Below are 16,997 nucleotides of genomic sequence, written 5' to 3'. Positions count from 1 at the left end.
ACGTCTCGTATGAAGGCAGACCCATGTCAATTCAGAAGAGAGAGAGACAAAGAACGGAAGCAGCCAATAAGGGGGGATAACCGTTGCTCTTTTTCTCGATTTTAAGCGCAGCGGTTGCTCCCGGTATTGCACTGCTTACGTATTTTTATCTCAGGGACAAGTATGATGCGGAACCGCTGCATATGGTCATCAAGGTGTTTTTGCTTGGCTTCTTGATCGTATTGCCGGTCCTGATCATCCAGCGAGGGTTAACCATGTGGCTGGGCGAAGGACCGTTGGTTACAGCTTTTGGCATTTCGGCCGGTGTAGAGGAAGTGCTGAAGTGGTTCGTATTATTTCATATGATTTACAACCATACCGAATTTGATGAGCCGTATGACGGGATCTTATATGCGGCGGCAATTTCATTAGGATTCGCAACGGTTGAGAATGTATTGTATGCCTTTGCGAGTCACGCTTCGATTGGCACCATGCTCGTTCGAGCCCTACTCCCCGTATCCGGCCACGCGATGTTCGGGGTGATGATGGGGTACTACCTGGGTCGGGCTAAATTCTCGAGCGGCGGGCAAACTCGAAAGTTCCTGATCTTTTCGTTAGCCTTCCCGCTGTTCTGGCATGGGGTATACGATTGGATCTTAAACAATACGACGCAGTATTGGATTTGGTTTATCGTCCCCCTTATGGCCTTCCTCTGGTACGGAGGGCTCGGGAAGATGTATCGGGCCAACAACCGTTCCCCGTTCCGTTTGACGCCGGGGGCGAAGGGGCAAGATTAATTTGCCTCAGAATAGGGCATCCTGATTCTAACAATTTGCATGTCTACGCTAAGGTAGGCTGCAGGATCGTTAGAAAGGGGTGCCTTTTTTCGTGCGCGTCAAGGTGCGAATTACTTGTAAAGCGTGCGGCGAGCGGTTTGTGTTGCGCGGCAAAAAAGAGCGCGGCCATATCGAAACCGGCTTTAAGCAATGCCTATGCAATAATCAGCATAACTTTGAGATCGAAGAAGAAGCGATTCAGTAGGGTGAAGATTATGCATAAAGTTCTTTCCTTCTTGTCACACTAATCCCAACCTAGTTGAAGAAGGGAGAGAGCTAAGCCCAATGTACAAACGATTGAGTGCGATTCTGTTTCCAGTGACCGCCGTGCTGTTGATCGGCGCCCTGGTGTGGGGGTATCAGGAGAACCAGGAGAAAAACTCGATTCTGATCAAGGCGGAAAACCAATATCAGCGGGCGTTCCATGATTTGTCTTATCACGTGGACAAGCTGCATACGGAATTGGGCAACACCTTGGCGGTAAATTCGGCCTCCACCGGTGCCCAACGTAAAGGGCTGGTAAACGTATGGCGCATCACGAGCGAGGCGCAAAACGAAATCAACCAGCTTCCGTTAACCTTGCTCCCGTTTAATAAAACGGAAGAGTTTCTGTCTCGTATCGCGAAGTTCTCGTACCAGACCGCGATTCGTGATTTGACGAAGCAGCCTTTAACCGAAAACGAGTTAAAAAATCTGAAAGAGCTGTACAAAAGCTCGGCGCAAATCGCCCAAGACCTGCAAGGCGTACAAAACAAGGTTATCGCGAATCGCCTGCGCTGGATGGACGTCGAGACGGCGCTGGCTAGCGAGAAGGAGCCGCGGGACAATACGATTATCGATGGCTTTAAAACCGTAGATAAAAAGGTTGGCGAATACCCAGAGTTGGATTGGGGACCGTCCATCTCCAGCATGTACAATAAACGTTCGGTGAAGAAGCTGGGCGGTAGTCCGATCACCGTTGAGGAAATTAAACGTAAAACGGCGGCTTTTACGGGCGTGCAGAGCGCAGAGAACATCCAAGTCGTAGAGAACGGGAAAGGAACGGAGTGGGCCTCGTATACGGCCAACCTGAAGAACAAAAAAGGCGACGAGTCTTGGTCGCTTGATTTTACCCGGAACGGCGGCCATTTGATCTCCTATGTCTACCATCGCCCCATCGGACCGAAAGCGGTGGATGTGAGCACGGCGAAACAGCGGGCCAAAGATTTCCTGGAAAACAAAGGGTATCCGGGGCTAGCGGCCGTTTCTTATGATGAGTTCGATAATGAAGGGAACTTCACGTTCGTCAGCAAGCAAGGCGACGTGCTCATTTATCCGGAGAAAATCACGATCCGAGTTGCACTGGACAACGGGCAGGTGACCGGGATGCAGGCCAGCGACTACGTGTATGAACGTGAAAACCGGGAAAATGTCGGAAAACCTAAACTGACTTTGCAGCAAGCGCGTAAATTTCTGAATCCGGAGTACAAAGAGAAATATCATCGTCTCGCGCTCATCGAGAACGAGCAAGCAGAGAAGGTGCTCACCTACGAATTCGGCGGTTCGATTAACGGATCGCAGTACAAAATCTTCATCAACGCTGAGAACGGCAATGAAGAGATGATCGAAGAGATTCGCAGCCGCAACAATCAAGGAGAAACGAAGTCTTCCTGATTCTCTGCGCGGCAACTTCAAAGGAATGTTCCGGTTGTCCGGAAGATTCCTTTTTGATTTTTCAACGAATTATTTAAGTCCAGCCGCCTCGCGCCGTGCTATAATCAAAAGATAGAAGTACAACCATGACATAGGACGGTGGCAAGCTTGTTTCCTAAAGTGAACGATCTTGTATACATTCAAGTCGCCTCGGTGGAGAAGCCGAATGATGAGAAGGAATGTAAATCACGGATCGCGGACGTGGAAGAAGAATCGTTATTGATCGAAGTGCCGATCGAGATCGGGAGCGGACGCATCAGAAAGCTGTACATCGGGGACGAATTATCCGTGTATTTCCTGACAGAAAACGGAGTGAAAAACTACTTTAATACATATGTGCTCGGTTTTGCCGACGACGTTGTTCAATTAGTACGTATTTGCAAGCCTGAGCCGGAAACGATTACGAAAATCCAACGGCGCAATTTTTTGCGAGTGGTCGCCAAATTGGAAATCGCCGTGCTCATGAAGGACGGCGTGCGCTTTGTAACATATACGGAGGATGTTGGCGGCGGCGGGGTCTCCTTCAGCTGCAGCAGCGAATTTAAGCTGGCTCAGGGGGATCTGCTCTTTTGCTGGCTGCTCATCCCGTTCAAAAATGGTACGATCGACCATGTGCCTTTTGAAGCGGAAGTTGTTCGGATGAAGAAGCTGGAAACCGGGCGCACGATTGTCATGCTGAAATTCGTAAGCATTTCGGACCTTGAACGGCAAAAGCTGATTCGGTATTGCTTCGAGCGACAGTTTGATTTCAAAAATCGCTGATTTCATCCGCTCAATGGAGGTATTTCCGATTTCCCAATATGGATAAGCTATACATTAACGCATTGAAATCCACCCGTGTTCGTGTGGCTAACCAGGGAGGGAATCGAAATGAAAAAAACGCAAGACGACGAAATTTATACGGAACTGTTTCTGTCTTTCTCGGACAAGGTGGAAAGATGGATAAAACGGAGTTTACTGGTTTTATTGGCAGCATTATGCCTGTTTCAACTCTTGCTACGGATTCCAGAATTGCGATATGTTCTAGCCTCTGCAGACAAATATGAAGGGGTGCCCATTCACAGAGAACAAGGGAATTAATCGGGAAAAGCAAGCGCGTTTCTTTTGCATCCCTTTGTTATCTGTGGTATAATTTTCACGTCGCAGGCAATGCCTGCTTTTTTCTTGAGGATTTGTTTTGAGGAGGAATGCCCCTTTGGCAAGCGAGACGTCTACAACCCATGAGAAAATCAACATCGCCATCGACGGTCCTGCGGGGGCAGGGAAAAGTACGATAGCTCGAATGGTTGCCGGTAGACTGCATTATGTCTACGTCGATACCGGGGCGATGTACCGGGCGGCAACTTGGTATTTTCTGCAGCTAGGGATCGGACCAGACGAAGTGGACAAAGTGCTGCAGCATTTACCTGAATTGGATATCGAATTGCTGCCTGGAGAACAGGGGCAACAGGTCCGGGTGAACGGTCGAGACGTCACGGAAGAGATTCGCTCGTTAGCCGTGAATGCCCAAGTGTCCCGATATGCGCAAATCGAGGGGCTGCGCGATCGGCTTGTCTCATTGCAGCGGCAAATGGCTTTGCGCAAAGGCGTCGTCATGGACGGACGCGATATCGGCACTTGCGTATTACCTGATGCGGAAGTGAAGGTGTTCATGACCGCGAGCGTTGAGGAACGGGCACGTCGGCGTTACAAGGAAATGAAGGAGCAGGACAAGATTTCCTTCGATGACCTCGTGCGATCGATTGAAGAGCGAGACCGGCTGGACCGGGAGCGGGAGGTTTCCCCGCTGCGGCAGGCAGAGGATGCTCAGCTGCTGGATACGACGCAGATGTCCTTGGACGAAGTGGCCGACCACATCGTAGCAATGTGCAGAACCTATGGAAGTGAGAGTTGAGCCTGGATGATCTATCGTTTTTGTCGAAGTGTGCTTCGCATCCTCTATAAGCTGTTGTATCGCTTTGAGGTAAGCGGCTTGGAGCATATCCCCAAAGAAGGCGGAGTGCTCTTGTGCTCCAACCATTTAACTTTGCTTGATCCGCCGACCATCGGCATCATGGTGGAACGCAAGGTGCATTTTATGGCCAAGCAGGAATTGTTCAACATTTTCGGCTTCAGTTGGCTGATTCGGCAGCTAGGCGCTTTCCCTGTAAAGCGGGGGGGCGTAAGCAAAGAATCGATCAAAACCGCGCTGACCTTGCTCCGTAACGGTCACGTCATCGGGATTTTCCCGGAAGGCCGTCGGGTGAAAGACGCCGAGGCGAATATGATCGGCAAGAAAGGTGCGGCGACGTTCGCGCTTCGCAGTGACGCAGCGGTGATTCCGGTTGCGATTATTGGCACTTATAAATTGTTTCAGAAATTGCGCGTCGTTTACGGACCGCCGGTTGATCTGACGGAGTTCAAGGAGAATGGCGGACCTGACGCAGCCGAGCGAGCTACGGAGAAAATCATGGCCAGCATCGCCGAGCTGAAGAAGCGTTAATTTTTTCATGCCTTTGCCAGATGGGATGCATGAAGGCTGATAACATTTGGGAAGCTATACCTTAATGGATTGTTTTGAACTTCGCTACAAGTGGAAGCTCAAAAAGTCAATTTTTTACTTTGTGATCGAAAGCTGGCTTTTTGAACAACCTTTAGAGCGGGTTTAAATAAATGGGTTTTTGAATTGAGGAGGTTATTGACATGTCGGAAGAAACAAAAAATGTTCAAGAGGCTGCGGAAGTCGCTAGCCAGGATGAGATGGAGCAAATCGTCTCTTTGAAAAAAGGGGACACCGTCAAAGGAACGATCGTCAAAATCGAAGATAACCAAGCTTATGTAAGCATTGGATATAAATACGACGGTGTTATTCCTATTCGCGAGCTGTCCTCCGTACATCTCGACAATGCGGCGGATGCTGTGCAAGTAGGCCAAGAGGTAGAAACGAAAGTGGTCAGCATCGACGACGAGAAGGAACGCCTGGTGCTATCCAAACGTGCGATTGACAGCGAAAACGCTTGGGAAGAGCTGGAGAAGAAGTTCCAAAACGGCGAAGTCTTCGAAGTTACGGTTGCCGACGTCGTCAAAGGCGGGATTGTCGCTGACGTAGGCGTTCGCGGCTTCATTCCGGCATCGATGGTAGAACGTCACTTCGTTGAAGATTTCAGCGACTACAAAGGCCGCACGCTGCGCGTCAAAGTGAAAGAACTTGACCGTGAGAACAACAAAGTGATCCTTTCCCAAAAGGATGTGCTTGATGAAGAGTTTGAAGCGAACAAACAAAAAGTGATGGCTGAATTGAAAGAAGGCCAAGTGCTGGAAGGTACGGTTCAACGCTTGACTCAATTTGGTGCATTTGTTGACGTAGGCGGCGTAGACGGATTGGTACACGTATCCGAAATCGCATGGAACCATGTTGACAAACCTGCTGACGTCCTGTCCGAAGGCGACAAAGTGAAGGTGAAAGTGCTCAAAGTTGATCCGGAAAAAGGCAAAATCAGCCTTTCGATCAAAGCAGCACAACCAGGTCCTTGGGATACAGCGGCTGAGAAATTCCACACCGGTGACATTGTAACAGGCGAAGTTAAACGACTGGTGAACTTTGGTGCCTTCGTGGAAATCGCACCGGGGGTAGAAGGACTCGTTCATATCTCTCAAATTTCGCATAAGCATATCGGAACTCCGCATGAAGTGCTGAAAGAAGGACAAACGGTACAGGTGAAAGTGCTGGACGTGAACCCTAGCGAGAAACGGGTAAGCCTCAGCATTAAGGAAACGGAAGAAGCTCCGGCTCCTGCACCGAAGAGCGAAAGACCTTCCAAAGGCAGCAGCGTGAGAAAAGAAGACCTGGGCGACAACCCTAACGTATCGCTGAGCAACCAAGGCTTAAGCATCACGCTGGGCGAACGCTTCGGCGATAAACTCAGCAAACTGAAATAATCAGGTTTTAGTGGCTCGAACATCGGCGGACCCTGAAGAAGCGGGTTCGCCGTTTTTGTTGTTGACCGTTAGCCAAGCCATCTTTTTTTTGCTATGATGATTTACGTGTATCCGTAAATAAACGTGTGAAGCCTATATAGAGAATCAACTCCATTTTGAGGATCCAAAAATAAGTATTAGGAGGGATGTCAATGGCAAGACCCGTTGTGGCTATCGTCGGGCGGCCGAATGTGGGGAAATCCACGATATTTAACCGGATTATCGGTGACCGCCTGGCAATCGTGGAAGATAAGCCCGGGATTACGCGCGACCGGATTTACGGTGCGTCGGAATGGAACGGGAAACCGTTCAGCATCATCGATACAGGAGGGATTGAACTCGACGACGAGGAGCCGATTCTCAAATCGATCCGTATGCAGGCCGAACTCGCGATCGAGGAAGCCGATGTGATTGTTTTTATGTGTGACGCCAAGGCTGGCGTGACTACTTCGGACGAGGAGGTCGCCAATTTGTTGTACCGGTCAGGCAAGCCGGTCATTGTCGCGGTGAATAAGGTGGATAACATCGGCCGGATCGACAATATTTATGAGTTTTATAACCTCGGCTTTGGTGAGCCGATTGGGGTATCGGGCAGCCATGGCACGGGCATCGGCGATTTGCTGGATGCGATTGCGGATAATCTGCCGGAGCTCGCGGATGACGAATACGATGATGACGTGATCCGGGTCGCTTTGATTGGTCGTCCAAACGTGGGGAAATCCTCGCTGGTGAACGCGATCCTCGGTGAAGAGCGAGTCATCGTCAGCGATATCGCCGGAACAACCCGTGATGCGATTGATACGCCGTTCGAGAAAGACGGTCAACGGTACGTCCTGATCGATACCGCAGGGATGCGCAAACGCGGTAAGGTCTATGAAACGACGGAGAAGTACAGCGTTATGCGCGCCATGAAAGCGATCGAGCGGGCGGATGTGGTACTGGTTCTGATCAACGGCGAAGAAGGGATCATCGAACAGGATAAACATATCGCGGGATACGCTTATGAAGCCGGTAAAGCTTCCATTTTCGTCGTGAACAAATGGGATGTGGTTGAGAAGGACGATAAAACCATGCACCAATTTGAGCAAAGAATCCGCGACCACTTCCTGTTTATGACGTATGCCCCGATTGTTTTCCTGTCAGCTAAAACGAAGCAGCGTTTACATAAACTGTTGCCGGTGGTTCAGCACGTCGCAGATCAGCATGCGAAGCGCGTGCAGACCCATCTGCTAAACGATGTTGTGTCGGATGCAATCGCCATCAATCCTCCGCCAACGGACAAAGGGCGGCGCCTGCGAATTAATTACGTCACGCAGGTTGCGGTGAAACCGCCGACCATCGTGGTATTTGTCAACGATCCGGAGCTGATGCATTTCTCTTATGAACGGTACCTGGAGAACAAAATCCGGGCAGCATTTGATTTTGAGGGAACGCCAATCCGGCTGTTTACGCGGCGCAAGTCTGATGAAGGTTAGGGGAGAATAAGGTGATTTTACCCGTAATAGCTGTAATTGTTTGTTATTTGCTTGGCTCGGTTAGCTTCAGCGTCGTGTTGGCGAAAGCCTTGAAAGGCATCGATATTCGCCAGCACGGCAGCGGAAACGCGGGAGCCACCAACACACTGCGCGTACTGGGGAAAGGCCCGGCGATTCTCGTTCTGGCCCTGGATGTGCTTAAGGGGATTGCCGCAGTATGGATCGGCCGCTGGCTAGGCGACGGCGTCGAATGGATCGCCTCGCTGTGCGGCATCGCAGCAATCGTCGGCCATAACTGGCCGCTTTATTTCCGCTTTCGCGGCGGAAAAGGGATTGCCACCACGATTGGCGTGATGGCGACCTTGTTTTTCTTCCCTGCGTTGTACGCGGGGATCATTGCGATATTATCGATCGTTATTACCCGGTACGTCTCGCTTGGTTCGCTTATCTTCGTCTTCTTGACGCCGATTTTTCTGGCGGTCTCCGGCGAATTCGGCCCTTATTTCTGGGCGAGTCTGGTCATCTGCGTGTTCGCCTTCTGGAGACATCGCACGAATATCGTGAAGATCGTGCACGGCAAGGAAAATAAGCTGGGATCCAAAGGAGGAGATCGCGTTGTCTAATAAAGCCGCCGTGCTGGTGGCGGGCAGTTGGGGAACGGCACTCGCCAGTGTGCTCGCCGACAAAGACATGGAAGTTGCCTTGTGGACACGTAGCGAAGCGCAACAGGATGAAATCAATACGAAACATCGCAATGAACGTTTTTTGCCTGGCGTGGACTTGTCGCCTCGCCTTACGGCAACCACTGATTTGGAAGCCGCAGTGACCGGTGCGAAAGCGGTCGTGATGGTTGCGCCGTCCTCGGCGGTTCGTGAGGTTGCTCGATCACTAAAGCCTTTCTGGCATGAGGATATGCTGCTAGTGCATGCCACCAAGGGCTTTGAGATTGAGAGCATGAAGCGGATGTCGACGGTGATCGCGGAGGAACTCGGCTGTGAAGAGGGGCGTATTGTTGTATTGTCCGGTCCTAGCCATGCGGAGGAAGTTGTGAAACGCTGCCCGACCACTGTGGTTGTCGCTGCACAGGACGCGGCCCAGGCTGAATTGGCTCAGGACCTGTTCATGAACCCGTATTTCCGCGTCTACACCAATCGGGATATGGTAGGCGTGGAGCTTGCCGGGGCTTTAAAAAATATCATCGCGCTGGGCGCCGGAATGTCCGATGGACTGGGCTACGGGGACAACGCCAAGGCGGCACTGCTTACCCGCGGTCTTGCGGAGATTACGCGGGTCGGCGTTGAAATGGGAGCCAACCCGCTGACCTTTGCCGGTTTGGCCGGGGTCGGTGACCTGGTCGTGACGGCAACCAGCCGGCACAGCCGGAACTGGCGAGCTGGGTTTATGCTGGGCGAAGGCAAACCGCTGGAGGAAGTATTAACCCAGATGGGCATGGTTGTAGAAGGCATTCGCACAACGAAAGCGGCCCATGCCATCTCTGAGAAGTATCAGGTGCAGATGCCGATTGCGGCTCAGCTTTACCACGTCCTATTCGAGGGGCTGGACCCGCGCACCGCTGTAGAGGCGCTGATGGGACGCGACCGGAAAACGGAGATGGAAGTGATGTCCCTAGAAACCTGGGAACAATGGCACATTTGAGCGGAAGTTCAAAAATTCGTCTTTTGATCACGAAGCATCTTCAAAGTAGTGGATTCGACATCGAATCTTGAATTCAGCAGGGCCTTCCGTTGCTCACGTAGGTCTGCCTACGCTCCGCTACTCAGTCCCAGCTTCATCCAACCTTCTCGGTGCTGAAAAGCCGCCTTTTTGAACCTTTATTGAAATTGGAGTTACCAGACACGGCTTTTGATATCGCCGTTAGAGCCCGTTTTGCTGGGGAATATCACCTTTACCTCCGCCCTCTCATACATTGGTTGAAGAGGACAACGGAGGAGGCGAAAGCGTGAGCAAGATATCCAAAGAGGCCTTGAATGCCATCAACAAGAAGACGGGTAAAGCGATCTCGGAAAGTTCGGTCAAAAAGCTGGCCAGCACCGTAAAGCCATCAACCATTCAAAATGAAGCCGAACTACGTAAGCTGATCAAGCAAGTATCGGCGATGGCGAAAGTTCCCGTGTCGGAAAGCACGATTCACGAGATCGTGAACGCCGTGAAAAAAAGCGGCATGAATCCGTCCAATATGGAAGCCTTAATGAAGTTAATGCTTAAAAAATAAATAAAGGTGATCCTTATTGCCCTTAAGCTCTGCGGCCGTATGCCGCGGGGCTTTGTTTAGTTTTGGCCAGCGCGTAGCCTGAAAGACCGCATAATGCTATAATATGGATCATATTAAAGCAAAAAATAGTAGGTGAAATAAACAGATGGATGCAATGACGAAGATGTGGCTATCGATCGCCGCCGTATTGATCATGGGGGTCTCGGTCTTTTTGATCACATTTGCACGGACGAAAACCAAAGGGTGGATTAAGGGAATCTTATCGCTCCTTGCCTTTTTTATTATGCTGGTGGGCTTTTTGACCGGGCTTGTGTCGATTACTTGACAGAACCTCTACATCACTGAACCCAAGAGAAGAGGAAGAGATATGCAACAACAAGATAGCAAAGCCTATGCCGATTTAACCGAAGAATTATGTAAGCTGGCCGAAAGCTGTGGAATGGAGGGCAAGTGGCTGCTAGGGGGAAGCTGCGGATTGTGGCTCCAGGGGGTTGAGCTTGCGACGGTTCCGCGGGATATCGACGTCTATGCGGATCTGGCGACCGCCGACCGGCTGCACGAGCGGCTCCGGCAGTTTGCGACGGACCAGCCGCGTCATGACCGGAGCGGAATCTATACCTCCCGGTTAAGCCATTACCGTATTGGCGAGTCGACAATTGAGCTGGTAGGCGGATTTGAAGTCCATACCGCCGGGGCGTTCTATCGGACGGAGATAGAAGCGTTGCTAGCGCCGGCCGCGCAGCGTGTGAAATTGCGTGATAGCGCTTTATGGGTCATGCCGTTAGCCCATGAATTGGTGTTTAACCTCCTGCGCGAGCGTCCGGATCGCTATTTGCCGATTGCGGGGATGATCCGTAAAGAGCCGGATCGACATCTGCCCCTGTTGGACGAGCTGTTGAAACGGAACGAATGGTCGGCGGATTGGGTTGGACGGATGGCTGAGTTGTTGGATCGCCCGCTGCTCTCTCGGCCATGGCGCGAATATCGCGGCAGGAAGGCTTAAGGAGCGGATCGTGGAAGGACGTATTACGTTTCTGCCGTCCGGGAAAACCGTTCAAGTCCGGCCGGGCACTTCGGTTCTGAGGGCTGCCCGTGGAGCTAGAATTCATTTAGCGACGCGATGCGGTGGGAATGCCGGCTGTCTGATGTGCAAAGTTCAGGTCGATCCGGAGCACGCTGCCGCGTTAACTCCTCCGAGCGATGCGGAGCGCCGCAAGCTTGGCCCGCTGTTGGACCAGGGGATGCGCCTGGCCTGTCAGGCGAAGATCCGGGGGGATGTGGTGGTTCAGCTGCCGAAGGACCCGCTCAAGGCGGCGATTCGCAAACAGCTGGAACGGCAGCGGGAAGAGGAGGAATTATGGTAACGGCAAGTACGGAAGGGGATAAGGTGAGATTTTCAACATGACGAAGTTACGTTATTTAAAGCATACCTGCTTGAGATCAGCGGCGCTGGTTGTCTTATTGGCGTTAACGACCTCGCTGCTGTCAGGCTGTTTGTACCGCGGGGAGAGGCAGCAGGGCGGCCCGGTTTCCTATATGGAGAGCGTGGACCGGGTTCAACGGGCTTTGGATCGTTTTCAGGAAGATAAGGGGATCCTGCCGATCATTACTGCCGGGGAGGATACTCCGCGATACGAGAAATACAAGATCGATTTGAACCAATTGAAGCGGGAAGGTTATTTGGATGAGCTTCCGGCGGCAGCCTTTGAGCAGGGCGGAAGCGTCTATTTTCTCGTTATCGATGAAGAAACCGACCCTACGGTTAAAGTAATGGATTTAAACACGATTCAGAAGGTGAACGACGTCCAGCACAAAGTGCTGAGCTACCGTACAAGCCACGGAGATGCTCTCCCGGGCGAGGCCAATGGTGAGGTCTATCCGGGTTTGTATACGGTTGATCTCCCGTTGCTTAAGGCCGACAGCTTGGCATTGACCAGTGTCTATTCCGGGGAGACCCTTTCCTACCTGATGGACAAGCAGGGCAATGTGTACGTGGATTACGCTTTTGATATTATGCAGGCGATCGATCAGTCTGGGAAAACGCCGCAAGGCGACGAAGATCTGCGCACCTGGTTGACGGACCGCTCCGCGTTCGTTCCGGTGAAGTCGCCGCCTTACCGTTGGAACGGAAGCGAACCCGTACCATATCTCAATTAAGAAGAAACCTCTCGAATGATTTCGGGAGGTTTTTCTTTTCTCTCTTCTCCTATCCCTGAGGCGTCATACTTTTTCCGATAGAGTCATACAAATGGGAGTATGGCGGTTAAGTGCCCGCCTTGTTCGGGTTGAATGAGCGGCCCCGCAAAAAAAACGGGCTTGGACGGTTTTAACCGTCATATTCTCGCATCTGGTACATAAGATGTTACTAGTCCAAATGCATGTACGAGTTTACGCCGCTTCGTTCAGGTTCTTTCCACAGGTTTGCGGCGGCGGACACGGGCAAGAGGGGCTGCCGCTCCTGCCGCAGCAGCGAGGCCCAAAATCATGACGAATCACGAAGCGGATGCTCTCGGGGCATTTTTCCTTCGGCGAAATTTGAGGAGGGGATATCATTGGTATTGGAGAAAGTGGACATTTTTAAGGACATTGCCGAACGAACTGGAGGCGACATCTATCTAGGGGTCGTCGGTGCCGTCCGTACCGGGAAGTCGACCTTTATTAAGCGATTCATGGAAACTGTCGTACTCCCGAACATCGCAAATGAAGCAGATCGAGTCCGCGCGGTAGATGAACTTCCGCAAAGCGCCGCCGGCAAAACTATTATGACGACCGAACCGAAGTTTGTCCCGAACAATGCGGTGCAAATCAAGGTGGCTGAAGGACTCGAGGTAAACGTAAGACTCGTCGATTGCGTCGGATACGCCGTGGAAGGCGCAAAAGGCTACGAGGACGAAAATGGGCCGCGAATGATCTCCACCCCATGGTTTGAAGAACCGATTCCGTTCCAAGAGGCTGCGGAAATCGGAACGCGCAAAGTCATCCAGGAACATTCCACGTTAGGGGTTGTCGTGACGACGGATGGAACGATCGCCGATATTCCGCGTTATTCTTACGTGGAATCTGAGGAGCGGGTTGTTGCCGAACTGAAGGAGGTCGGCAAGCCATTTGTGCTGGTGATCAACTCGACGCGTCCAAACAGTGAGGAAACACAGCAACTCCGCGGTGAGTTGGCCGCAAAATATGACATTCCGGTCCTTGCGCTCAGCGCAGCGACAATGACGGAAGAAGACGTGACCGGTGTCCTCCGGGAAGTTCTGTATGAGTTCCCGGTACATGAGGTCAACGTCAACCTGCCTAGCTGGGTGATGGTACTGAACGAGAACCACTGGCTGCGCACCAATTTTGAGAACTCCGTCCGTGACACGGTTAAGGATATTCGCCGTCTGCGCGATGTCGACCGGGTTGTCGGAAATTTCATGGAATACGATTTTATCGATCGAGCTGGTCTGAGCGGACTGAATATGGGTCAAGGTGTAGCGGAGATCGATCTGTATGCGCCGGATGATCTGTATGATCGCATCCTGATGGAAGTGGTGGGTGTAGAAATTCGCGGCAAAGACCATTTGCTGCAGCTGATGCAGGAATTCACGCACGCGAAACGGGAATACGACCGGTTCGCCGAGGCGCTGGAAATGGTCAAAACGACCGGTTACGGTATCGCTGCGCCGACGCTTGCGGAAATGGCGTTGGATGAGCCAGAGCTGATCCGTCAAGGCTCCCGCTTCGGGGTAAGGCTGAAGGCGACGGCACCATCGATCCATATGATCCGCGTCGATGTCGAGTCGGAATTTGCGCCGATCATCGGGACCGAGAAGCAAAGCGAAGAGCTTGTCCGCTACCTGATGCAGGATTTCGAGAACGATCCGATCAAGATTTGGGAATCCGACATCTTCGGCAGATCCCTGCACTCGATCGTACGCGAAGGCATTCAAGGCAAAATTGCCATGATGCCGGATAACGCACGTTACAAGCTGCAGGAAACGCTGGGGCGGATTATCAACGAAGGCTCCGGCGGCCTCATCGCCATCATTCTATAGGTAATTAAAAATTCGGCTTTTGATCACGAAGCTAACCTGAGGAAGCGGAGTCGGCGTCGAATCTTGAATTCAGCCGGGCCTTCCGTTGCTCACGTACCTCTATGTACGCTCCGCTACTCAGTCCCTAGCTTCATCCAACCTTCTCGGTGCTGAAAAGCCGAATTTTTATCTTTACTAATTGCAATTCCTCCTCAATGACCGCGCGTATGCTGTATTTTGGCTGCGTGCGGTTGTTTTGTTATTTGGGGGGAGGAAAGGTCCAATTTGTAGGGCGAATTGAGGAAATATCGCCGGGAAGCCTTGAAATAGCTTGAAATTATGCATGGGCTGTATTACTATAAATTTGTTCCGCGTCCCCGAAAGCGCGATTTCATCACGTTTTTCGGGAACTTGTACGTAATGAATTGCATAAATCACGTATATTCTGCGGTAAAACGGAAACACAAATAGCAAGTGGTATTATTTTCCTTGGTGGGAGGTGAAATACACATGAACAAATCCGATTTGATTGCTCAAGTTGCAGAAAGTACTGAGCTGTCCAAGAAAGACGCGACTAAAGCGGTTGACGCCGTTTTTGATGCGATTTCCACAGCGCTGCAGAACGGAGATAAAGTTCAACTGGTTGGCTTCGGTAACTTTGAAGTCCGCGAGCGTTCCGCCCGTAAAGGCCGCAACCCGCAAACCGGAGAGGAAATCGAAATCCCTGCGAGCAAAATTCCTGCTTTCAAACCAGGTAAAGCGCTCAAAGACGGAATTAAATAAAGATTTCTACGTATCTTCCGTGCAAAAGACCGTGGGCTTCTCGTTCACGGCTTTTTCTTTTCATGGAGGCTTAAAAAAGAAGCAGTCTGTCAAAAATGTGAAGGGGGAGGCGCTGCCACATGGATAACCAGCAACACGGTAACGATCCATCTGCCGCGGGCGGAGACTATTTCGTGGTTAAGGCCAAAGAACAAGGCGTTACGGTCATCGGGCTGACCCGGGGGAAGGATACGCGGTTTCACCACACCGAGAAGTTGGACAAGGGTGAGGTGCTCATCGCCCAATTTACCGATCACACCTCCGCCGTCAAGATTCGCGGCAAAGCGCTCGTCTATACGAAGCACGGCTTGATCGATACGGAAGAATGATTTTCAAATCTGCAGGCATAGCCTGCTTTTTTTCTATGTAGAATGGGGTATAAGAACCGTATGGACAAAGGCAGATTTGCGCTGTCCGAGTGTACCAGAAGGGAGAATGCCCCATGAAACGGAACATAGCCGTTCGGGCCATCCTGTTAACGTTCGTCTGCGCGCTGGCGATGGCGGGCGCAGCTTGGCTTGGCGAGCATCCTGCCCGGGAGCGGCAAGTGGCAGCGGTGTTTGCCGGTACGTCCCCGGCGGAGTTAACCGAAGAGAACCTCGTGGACGCCTTGGCCCCGCTGCAGCTTCCGGTGCCCATCGCTAAAGTGGAGCTGAACCGGGATATTTTGTCCGTTGACCTGAAGGTTGAGGGCGACCAGGTTCGTGCAGCAGACGTGTACCGGGGAATGGCGGAAATGATCTCGTTTGCGTTCGAACGCACCAACAATATCGATCAGCTGCTGCTGAGATTGATGGCGGAGGACCGTTGGCTTGGCACCAAATATCTGCTGCTGGCTGCCGATGTTCGGCGTACCGAATTTTCGGCCGAGGAGCTGGACCTTCTTCGGCATGTCGGGAGCGGTGAGATGCCCGAAGAGTTGCGGTTGCGCATGCGGATGACGGAAACAAAGCTGTGGCAGTCTCGTTTTCTACAGGAGTAACCGGTGAATTGACCGATGAGTTGATTTCGCGTATAGCCTCTGTGCGCAGTGAAAAAACATATGCTATAATAGACAAGATTGTGACATCTTTATTACTGAAAGATCAGCGGCTCGGAGGCAAAGGATGAAACCTTATCGCATAACAGAATTGGCAAATAAATATGTCAGTTACGACATGATTACCGCATACACGGCGCTTCCGGAGTTTCCGGTGCCCCGTGTTCGTTTGCTTTATACGTTTTTAACCGAGCGGGAGGGGCTGTCGCTGGAGTCAGCTGAGACCTGTGCGCTGGCCGCGTTCCTCGTGCAGCTTGGCATGGACACCCATGATCGCATCGATCTGGAGTCCGGACTGGGGGAAGCAACCCGGGCCATGCGTTCGCGCCAGCTCAAGGTGCTGGCCGGTGACTATTTCAGCGGCGTGTTTTATCATCTGCTAGCTGGAGCCGGGGAGATCGGCATGGTCCCGTTGATGAGCTCGGCCATCTGTGAGGTGAACCGCTTGAAGGTCCAGCTGTACAGCAAGTTGAAGCAGATGTTATTGCCTGCGGAAGACTATCTGAAGGAATGCGTCCATGTCAAAATGGGGCTTTTTCTTTCTTTTACGGAGATCCTGGACAAGTCGGTCCAAAGCTTATGGCAGAAGCTGCTGGCGGAGTTAAGCCGCTGTGAAGTCATGCTGGAAGAAATCCGGTCTACTTCTGAGCTGCCGCACGAACGTAAAGGTTACGCCTATTTGCGCATCATGGAAACCGGATCCTCCGAGGATAAAACTGCGCTCTCCACCCGCAAAGTCGGCGAGCGGGACTGGTCGCTAATGCTTGTGAAATACAATATCAAGGAACAACTGCTGTCTATGCTGCACCAATCGGTGGATCACGTCCAATCGCTGCTGCATGAATGCAAGAAGGAAACCGCGCGAACGGAGCTCAAATCGATTCTTGAGCCGTTTATCGCTGTGCTTTCACCGTCACGCCGTTCCGTGCAAGAAGGGTAGGGGGATTA

General features: G+C 51.7%; 21 protein-coding genes. All 21 read left to right on the top strand.

Annotated elements, in window-relative coordinates; all coding sequences use genetic code 11:
* Positions 1 to 83 precede the first annotated feature (83 nt).
* The 21 genes from prsW to NSQ80_RS12195 all read left to right on the top strand — a co-directional run bounded on the left by prsW (position 84) and on the right by NSQ80_RS12195 (position 16,989).
* On the top strand, positions 84 to 776 hold the full coding sequence (gene prsW, locus NSQ80_RS12295; RefSeq protein ID WP_260071252.1) for a glutamic-type intramembrane protease PrsW: 693 nt from the start codon (positions 84 to 86) through the stop codon (positions 774 to 776).
* A gap of 91 nt (positions 777 to 867) precedes the next feature.
* Positions 868 to 1,020: a hypothetical protein gene (locus NSQ80_RS12290; RefSeq protein WP_260071251.1), complete on the top strand. Its 153-nt coding sequence runs from the start codon at positions 868 to 870 to the stop codon at positions 1,018 to 1,020.
* A gap of 80 nt (positions 1,021 to 1,100) precedes the next feature.
* Entirely contained in the window at positions 1,101 to 2,468 is a 1,368-nt protein-coding gene (ypeB, locus tag NSQ80_RS12285; RefSeq protein WP_323076743.1) for a germination protein YpeB, read from the top strand.
* A gap of 147 nt (positions 2,469 to 2,615) precedes the next feature.
* The gene (locus tag NSQ80_RS12280; protein WP_323076741.1) at positions 2,616 to 3,269 is read left to right on the top strand and encodes a flagellar brake domain-containing protein; all 654 of its coding nucleotides are present in this window, start codon (positions 2,616 to 2,618) and stop codon (positions 3,267 to 3,269) included.
* Between the two features lie 108 nt (positions 3,270 to 3,377).
* Complete coding sequence (locus tag NSQ80_RS12275; protein WP_323076740.1) at positions 3,378 to 3,587, top strand: hypothetical protein; 210 nt, start codon at positions 3,378 to 3,380, stop codon at positions 3,585 to 3,587.
* A gap of 115 nt (positions 3,588 to 3,702) precedes the next feature.
* Positions 3,703 to 4,401 (top strand): (d)CMP kinase, encoded by a 699-nt coding sequence (gene cmk, locus NSQ80_RS12270; RefSeq protein WP_009225862.1) that lies wholly within the window; start codon positions 3,703 to 3,705, stop codon positions 4,399 to 4,401.
* Between the two features lie 6 nt (positions 4,402 to 4,407).
* Positions 4,408 to 4,989 (top strand): lysophospholipid acyltransferase family protein, encoded by a 582-nt coding sequence (locus tag NSQ80_RS12265; RefSeq protein WP_339299217.1) that lies wholly within the window; start codon positions 4,408 to 4,410, stop codon positions 4,987 to 4,989.
* 200 nt (positions 4,990 to 5,189) lie between these two features.
* Complete coding sequence (gene rpsA, locus NSQ80_RS12260) at positions 5,190 to 6,425, top strand: 30S ribosomal protein S1 (RefSeq protein ID WP_016311778.1); 1,236 nt, start codon at positions 5,190 to 5,192, stop codon at positions 6,423 to 6,425.
* 191 nt (positions 6,426 to 6,616) lie between these two features.
* Positions 6,617 to 7,939: a ribosome biogenesis GTPase Der gene (gene der, locus NSQ80_RS12255; RefSeq protein ID WP_036645810.1), complete on the top strand. Its 1,323-nt coding sequence runs from the start codon at positions 6,617 to 6,619 to the stop codon at positions 7,937 to 7,939.
* Positions 7,940 to 7,950: 11 nt separating this feature from the next.
* On the top strand, positions 7,951 to 8,562 hold the full coding sequence (gene plsY / locus NSQ80_RS12250) for a glycerol-3-phosphate 1-O-acyltransferase PlsY (RefSeq protein ID WP_009225866.1): 612 nt from the start codon (positions 7,951 to 7,953) through the stop codon (positions 8,560 to 8,562).
* Positions 8,555 to 9,595, top strand: coding sequence for an NAD(P)H-dependent glycerol-3-phosphate dehydrogenase (locus NSQ80_RS12245; RefSeq protein ID WP_339299212.1), 1,041 nt, complete (start codon positions 8,555 to 8,557; stop codon positions 9,593 to 9,595). The genes plsY and NSQ80_RS12245 overlap by 8 nt, the downstream gene beginning before the upstream one ends.
* A gap of 304 nt (positions 9,596 to 9,899) precedes the next feature.
* Positions 9,900 to 10,172, top strand: coding sequence for a stage VI sporulation protein F (locus NSQ80_RS12240; RefSeq protein ID WP_009225868.1), 273 nt, complete (start codon positions 9,900 to 9,902; stop codon positions 10,170 to 10,172).
* Positions 10,173 to 10,317: 145 nt separating this feature from the next.
* Entirely contained in the window at positions 10,318 to 10,497 is a 180-nt protein-coding gene (locus NSQ80_RS12235; protein WP_009225869.1) for a DUF2768 family protein, read from the top strand.
* A gap of 42 nt (positions 10,498 to 10,539) precedes the next feature.
* A complete protein-coding gene (locus NSQ80_RS12230) occupies positions 10,540 to 11,175 on the top strand; it encodes a hypothetical protein (RefSeq protein WP_009225870.1) in 636 nt (211 codons plus the stop codon).
* 10 nt (positions 11,176 to 11,185) lie between these two features.
* On the top strand, positions 11,186 to 11,536 hold the full coding sequence (locus tag NSQ80_RS12225; protein ID WP_009225871.1) for a 2Fe-2S iron-sulfur cluster-binding protein: 351 nt from the start codon (positions 11,186 to 11,188) through the stop codon (positions 11,534 to 11,536).
* Positions 11,537 to 11,573: 37 nt separating this feature from the next.
* The gene (locus tag NSQ80_RS12220; protein WP_009225872.1) at positions 11,574 to 12,329 is read left to right on the top strand and encodes a DUF3939 domain-containing protein; all 756 of its coding nucleotides are present in this window, start codon (positions 11,574 to 11,576) and stop codon (positions 12,327 to 12,329) included.
* Positions 12,330 to 12,730: 401 nt separating this feature from the next.
* Positions 12,731 to 14,209, top strand: a complete 1,479-nt coding sequence (gene spoIVA / locus NSQ80_RS12215) for a stage IV sporulation protein A (RefSeq protein WP_260071273.1) — start codon at positions 12,731 to 12,733, stop codon at positions 14,207 to 14,209.
* A 489-nt stretch (positions 14,210 to 14,698) separates the two neighbouring features.
* The gene (locus tag NSQ80_RS12210; RefSeq protein ID WP_009225874.1) at positions 14,699 to 14,971 is read left to right on the top strand and encodes an HU family DNA-binding protein; all 273 of its coding nucleotides are present in this window, start codon (positions 14,699 to 14,701) and stop codon (positions 14,969 to 14,971) included.
* Between the two features lie 119 nt (positions 14,972 to 15,090).
* Positions 15,091 to 15,339: a trp RNA-binding attenuation protein MtrB gene (mtrB, locus tag NSQ80_RS12205; RefSeq protein WP_009225875.1), complete on the top strand. Its 249-nt coding sequence runs from the start codon at positions 15,091 to 15,093 to the stop codon at positions 15,337 to 15,339.
* Between the two features lie 113 nt (positions 15,340 to 15,452).
* Positions 15,453 to 15,992 (top strand): hypothetical protein, encoded by a 540-nt coding sequence (locus tag NSQ80_RS12200; RefSeq protein WP_339299206.1) that lies wholly within the window; start codon positions 15,453 to 15,455, stop codon positions 15,990 to 15,992.
* A 124-nt stretch (positions 15,993 to 16,116) separates the two neighbouring features.
* Entirely contained in the window at positions 16,117 to 16,989 is an 873-nt protein-coding gene (locus tag NSQ80_RS12195; RefSeq protein ID WP_009225877.1) for a heptaprenyl diphosphate synthase component 1, read from the top strand.
* Positions 16,990 to 16,997 lie beyond the last annotated feature (8 nt).

The organism is Paenibacillus sp. FSL K6-2441, assembly GCF_037964765.1.
Taxonomy (GTDB): Bacteria; Bacillota; Bacilli; order Paenibacillales; family Paenibacillaceae; genus Fontibacillus; species Fontibacillus phoenicis.
The sequence above is the reverse complement of the archived record's forward strand: the minus strand, read 5'-3'. Positions and strand labels throughout refer to the sequence as shown.

Excerpts from the sequence above, each read along its gene's own strand:
- NSQ80_RS12210 (WP_009225874.1), top strand. The coding sequence starts at position 14,699 with ATGAACAAATCCGATTTGATTGCTCAAGTTGCAGAAAGTACTGAGCTG.
- NSQ80_RS12230 (WP_009225870.1), top strand. The coding sequence starts at position 10,540 with ATGCAACAACAAGATAGCAAAGCCTATGCCGATTTAACCGAAGAATTA.
- NSQ80_RS12265 (WP_339299217.1), top strand. The coding sequence starts at position 4,408 with ATGATCTATCGTTTTTGTCGAAGTGTGCTTCGCATCCTCTATAAGCTG.
- ypeB (WP_323076743.1), top strand. The coding sequence starts at position 1,101 with ATGTACAAACGATTGAGTGCGATTCTGTTTCCAGTGACCGCCGTGCTG.
- mtrB (WP_009225875.1), top strand. The coding sequence starts at position 15,091 with ATGGATAACCAGCAACACGGTAACGATCCATCTGCCGCGGGCGGAGAC.
- NSQ80_RS12200 (WP_339299206.1), top strand. The coding sequence starts at position 15,453 with ATGAAACGGAACATAGCCGTTCGGGCCATCCTGTTAACGTTCGTCTGC.
- der (WP_036645810.1), top strand. The coding sequence starts at position 6,617 with ATGGCAAGACCCGTTGTGGCTATCGTCGGGCGGCCGAATGTGGGGAAA.
- NSQ80_RS12275 (WP_323076740.1), top strand. The coding sequence starts at position 3,378 with ATGAAAAAAACGCAAGACGACGAAATTTATACGGAACTGTTTCTGTCT.
- NSQ80_RS12220 (WP_009225872.1), top strand. The coding sequence starts at position 11,574 with ATGACGAAGTTACGTTATTTAAAGCATACCTGCTTGAGATCAGCGGCG.
- rpsA (WP_016311778.1), top strand. The coding sequence starts at position 5,190 with ATGTCGGAAGAAACAAAAAATGTTCAAGAGGCTGCGGAAGTCGCTAGC.
- NSQ80_RS12235 (WP_009225869.1), top strand. The coding sequence starts at position 10,318 with ATGGATGCAATGACGAAGATGTGGCTATCGATCGCCGCCGTATTGATC.
- NSQ80_RS12195 (WP_009225877.1), top strand. The coding sequence starts at position 16,117 with ATGAAACCTTATCGCATAACAGAATTGGCAAATAAATATGTCAGTTAC.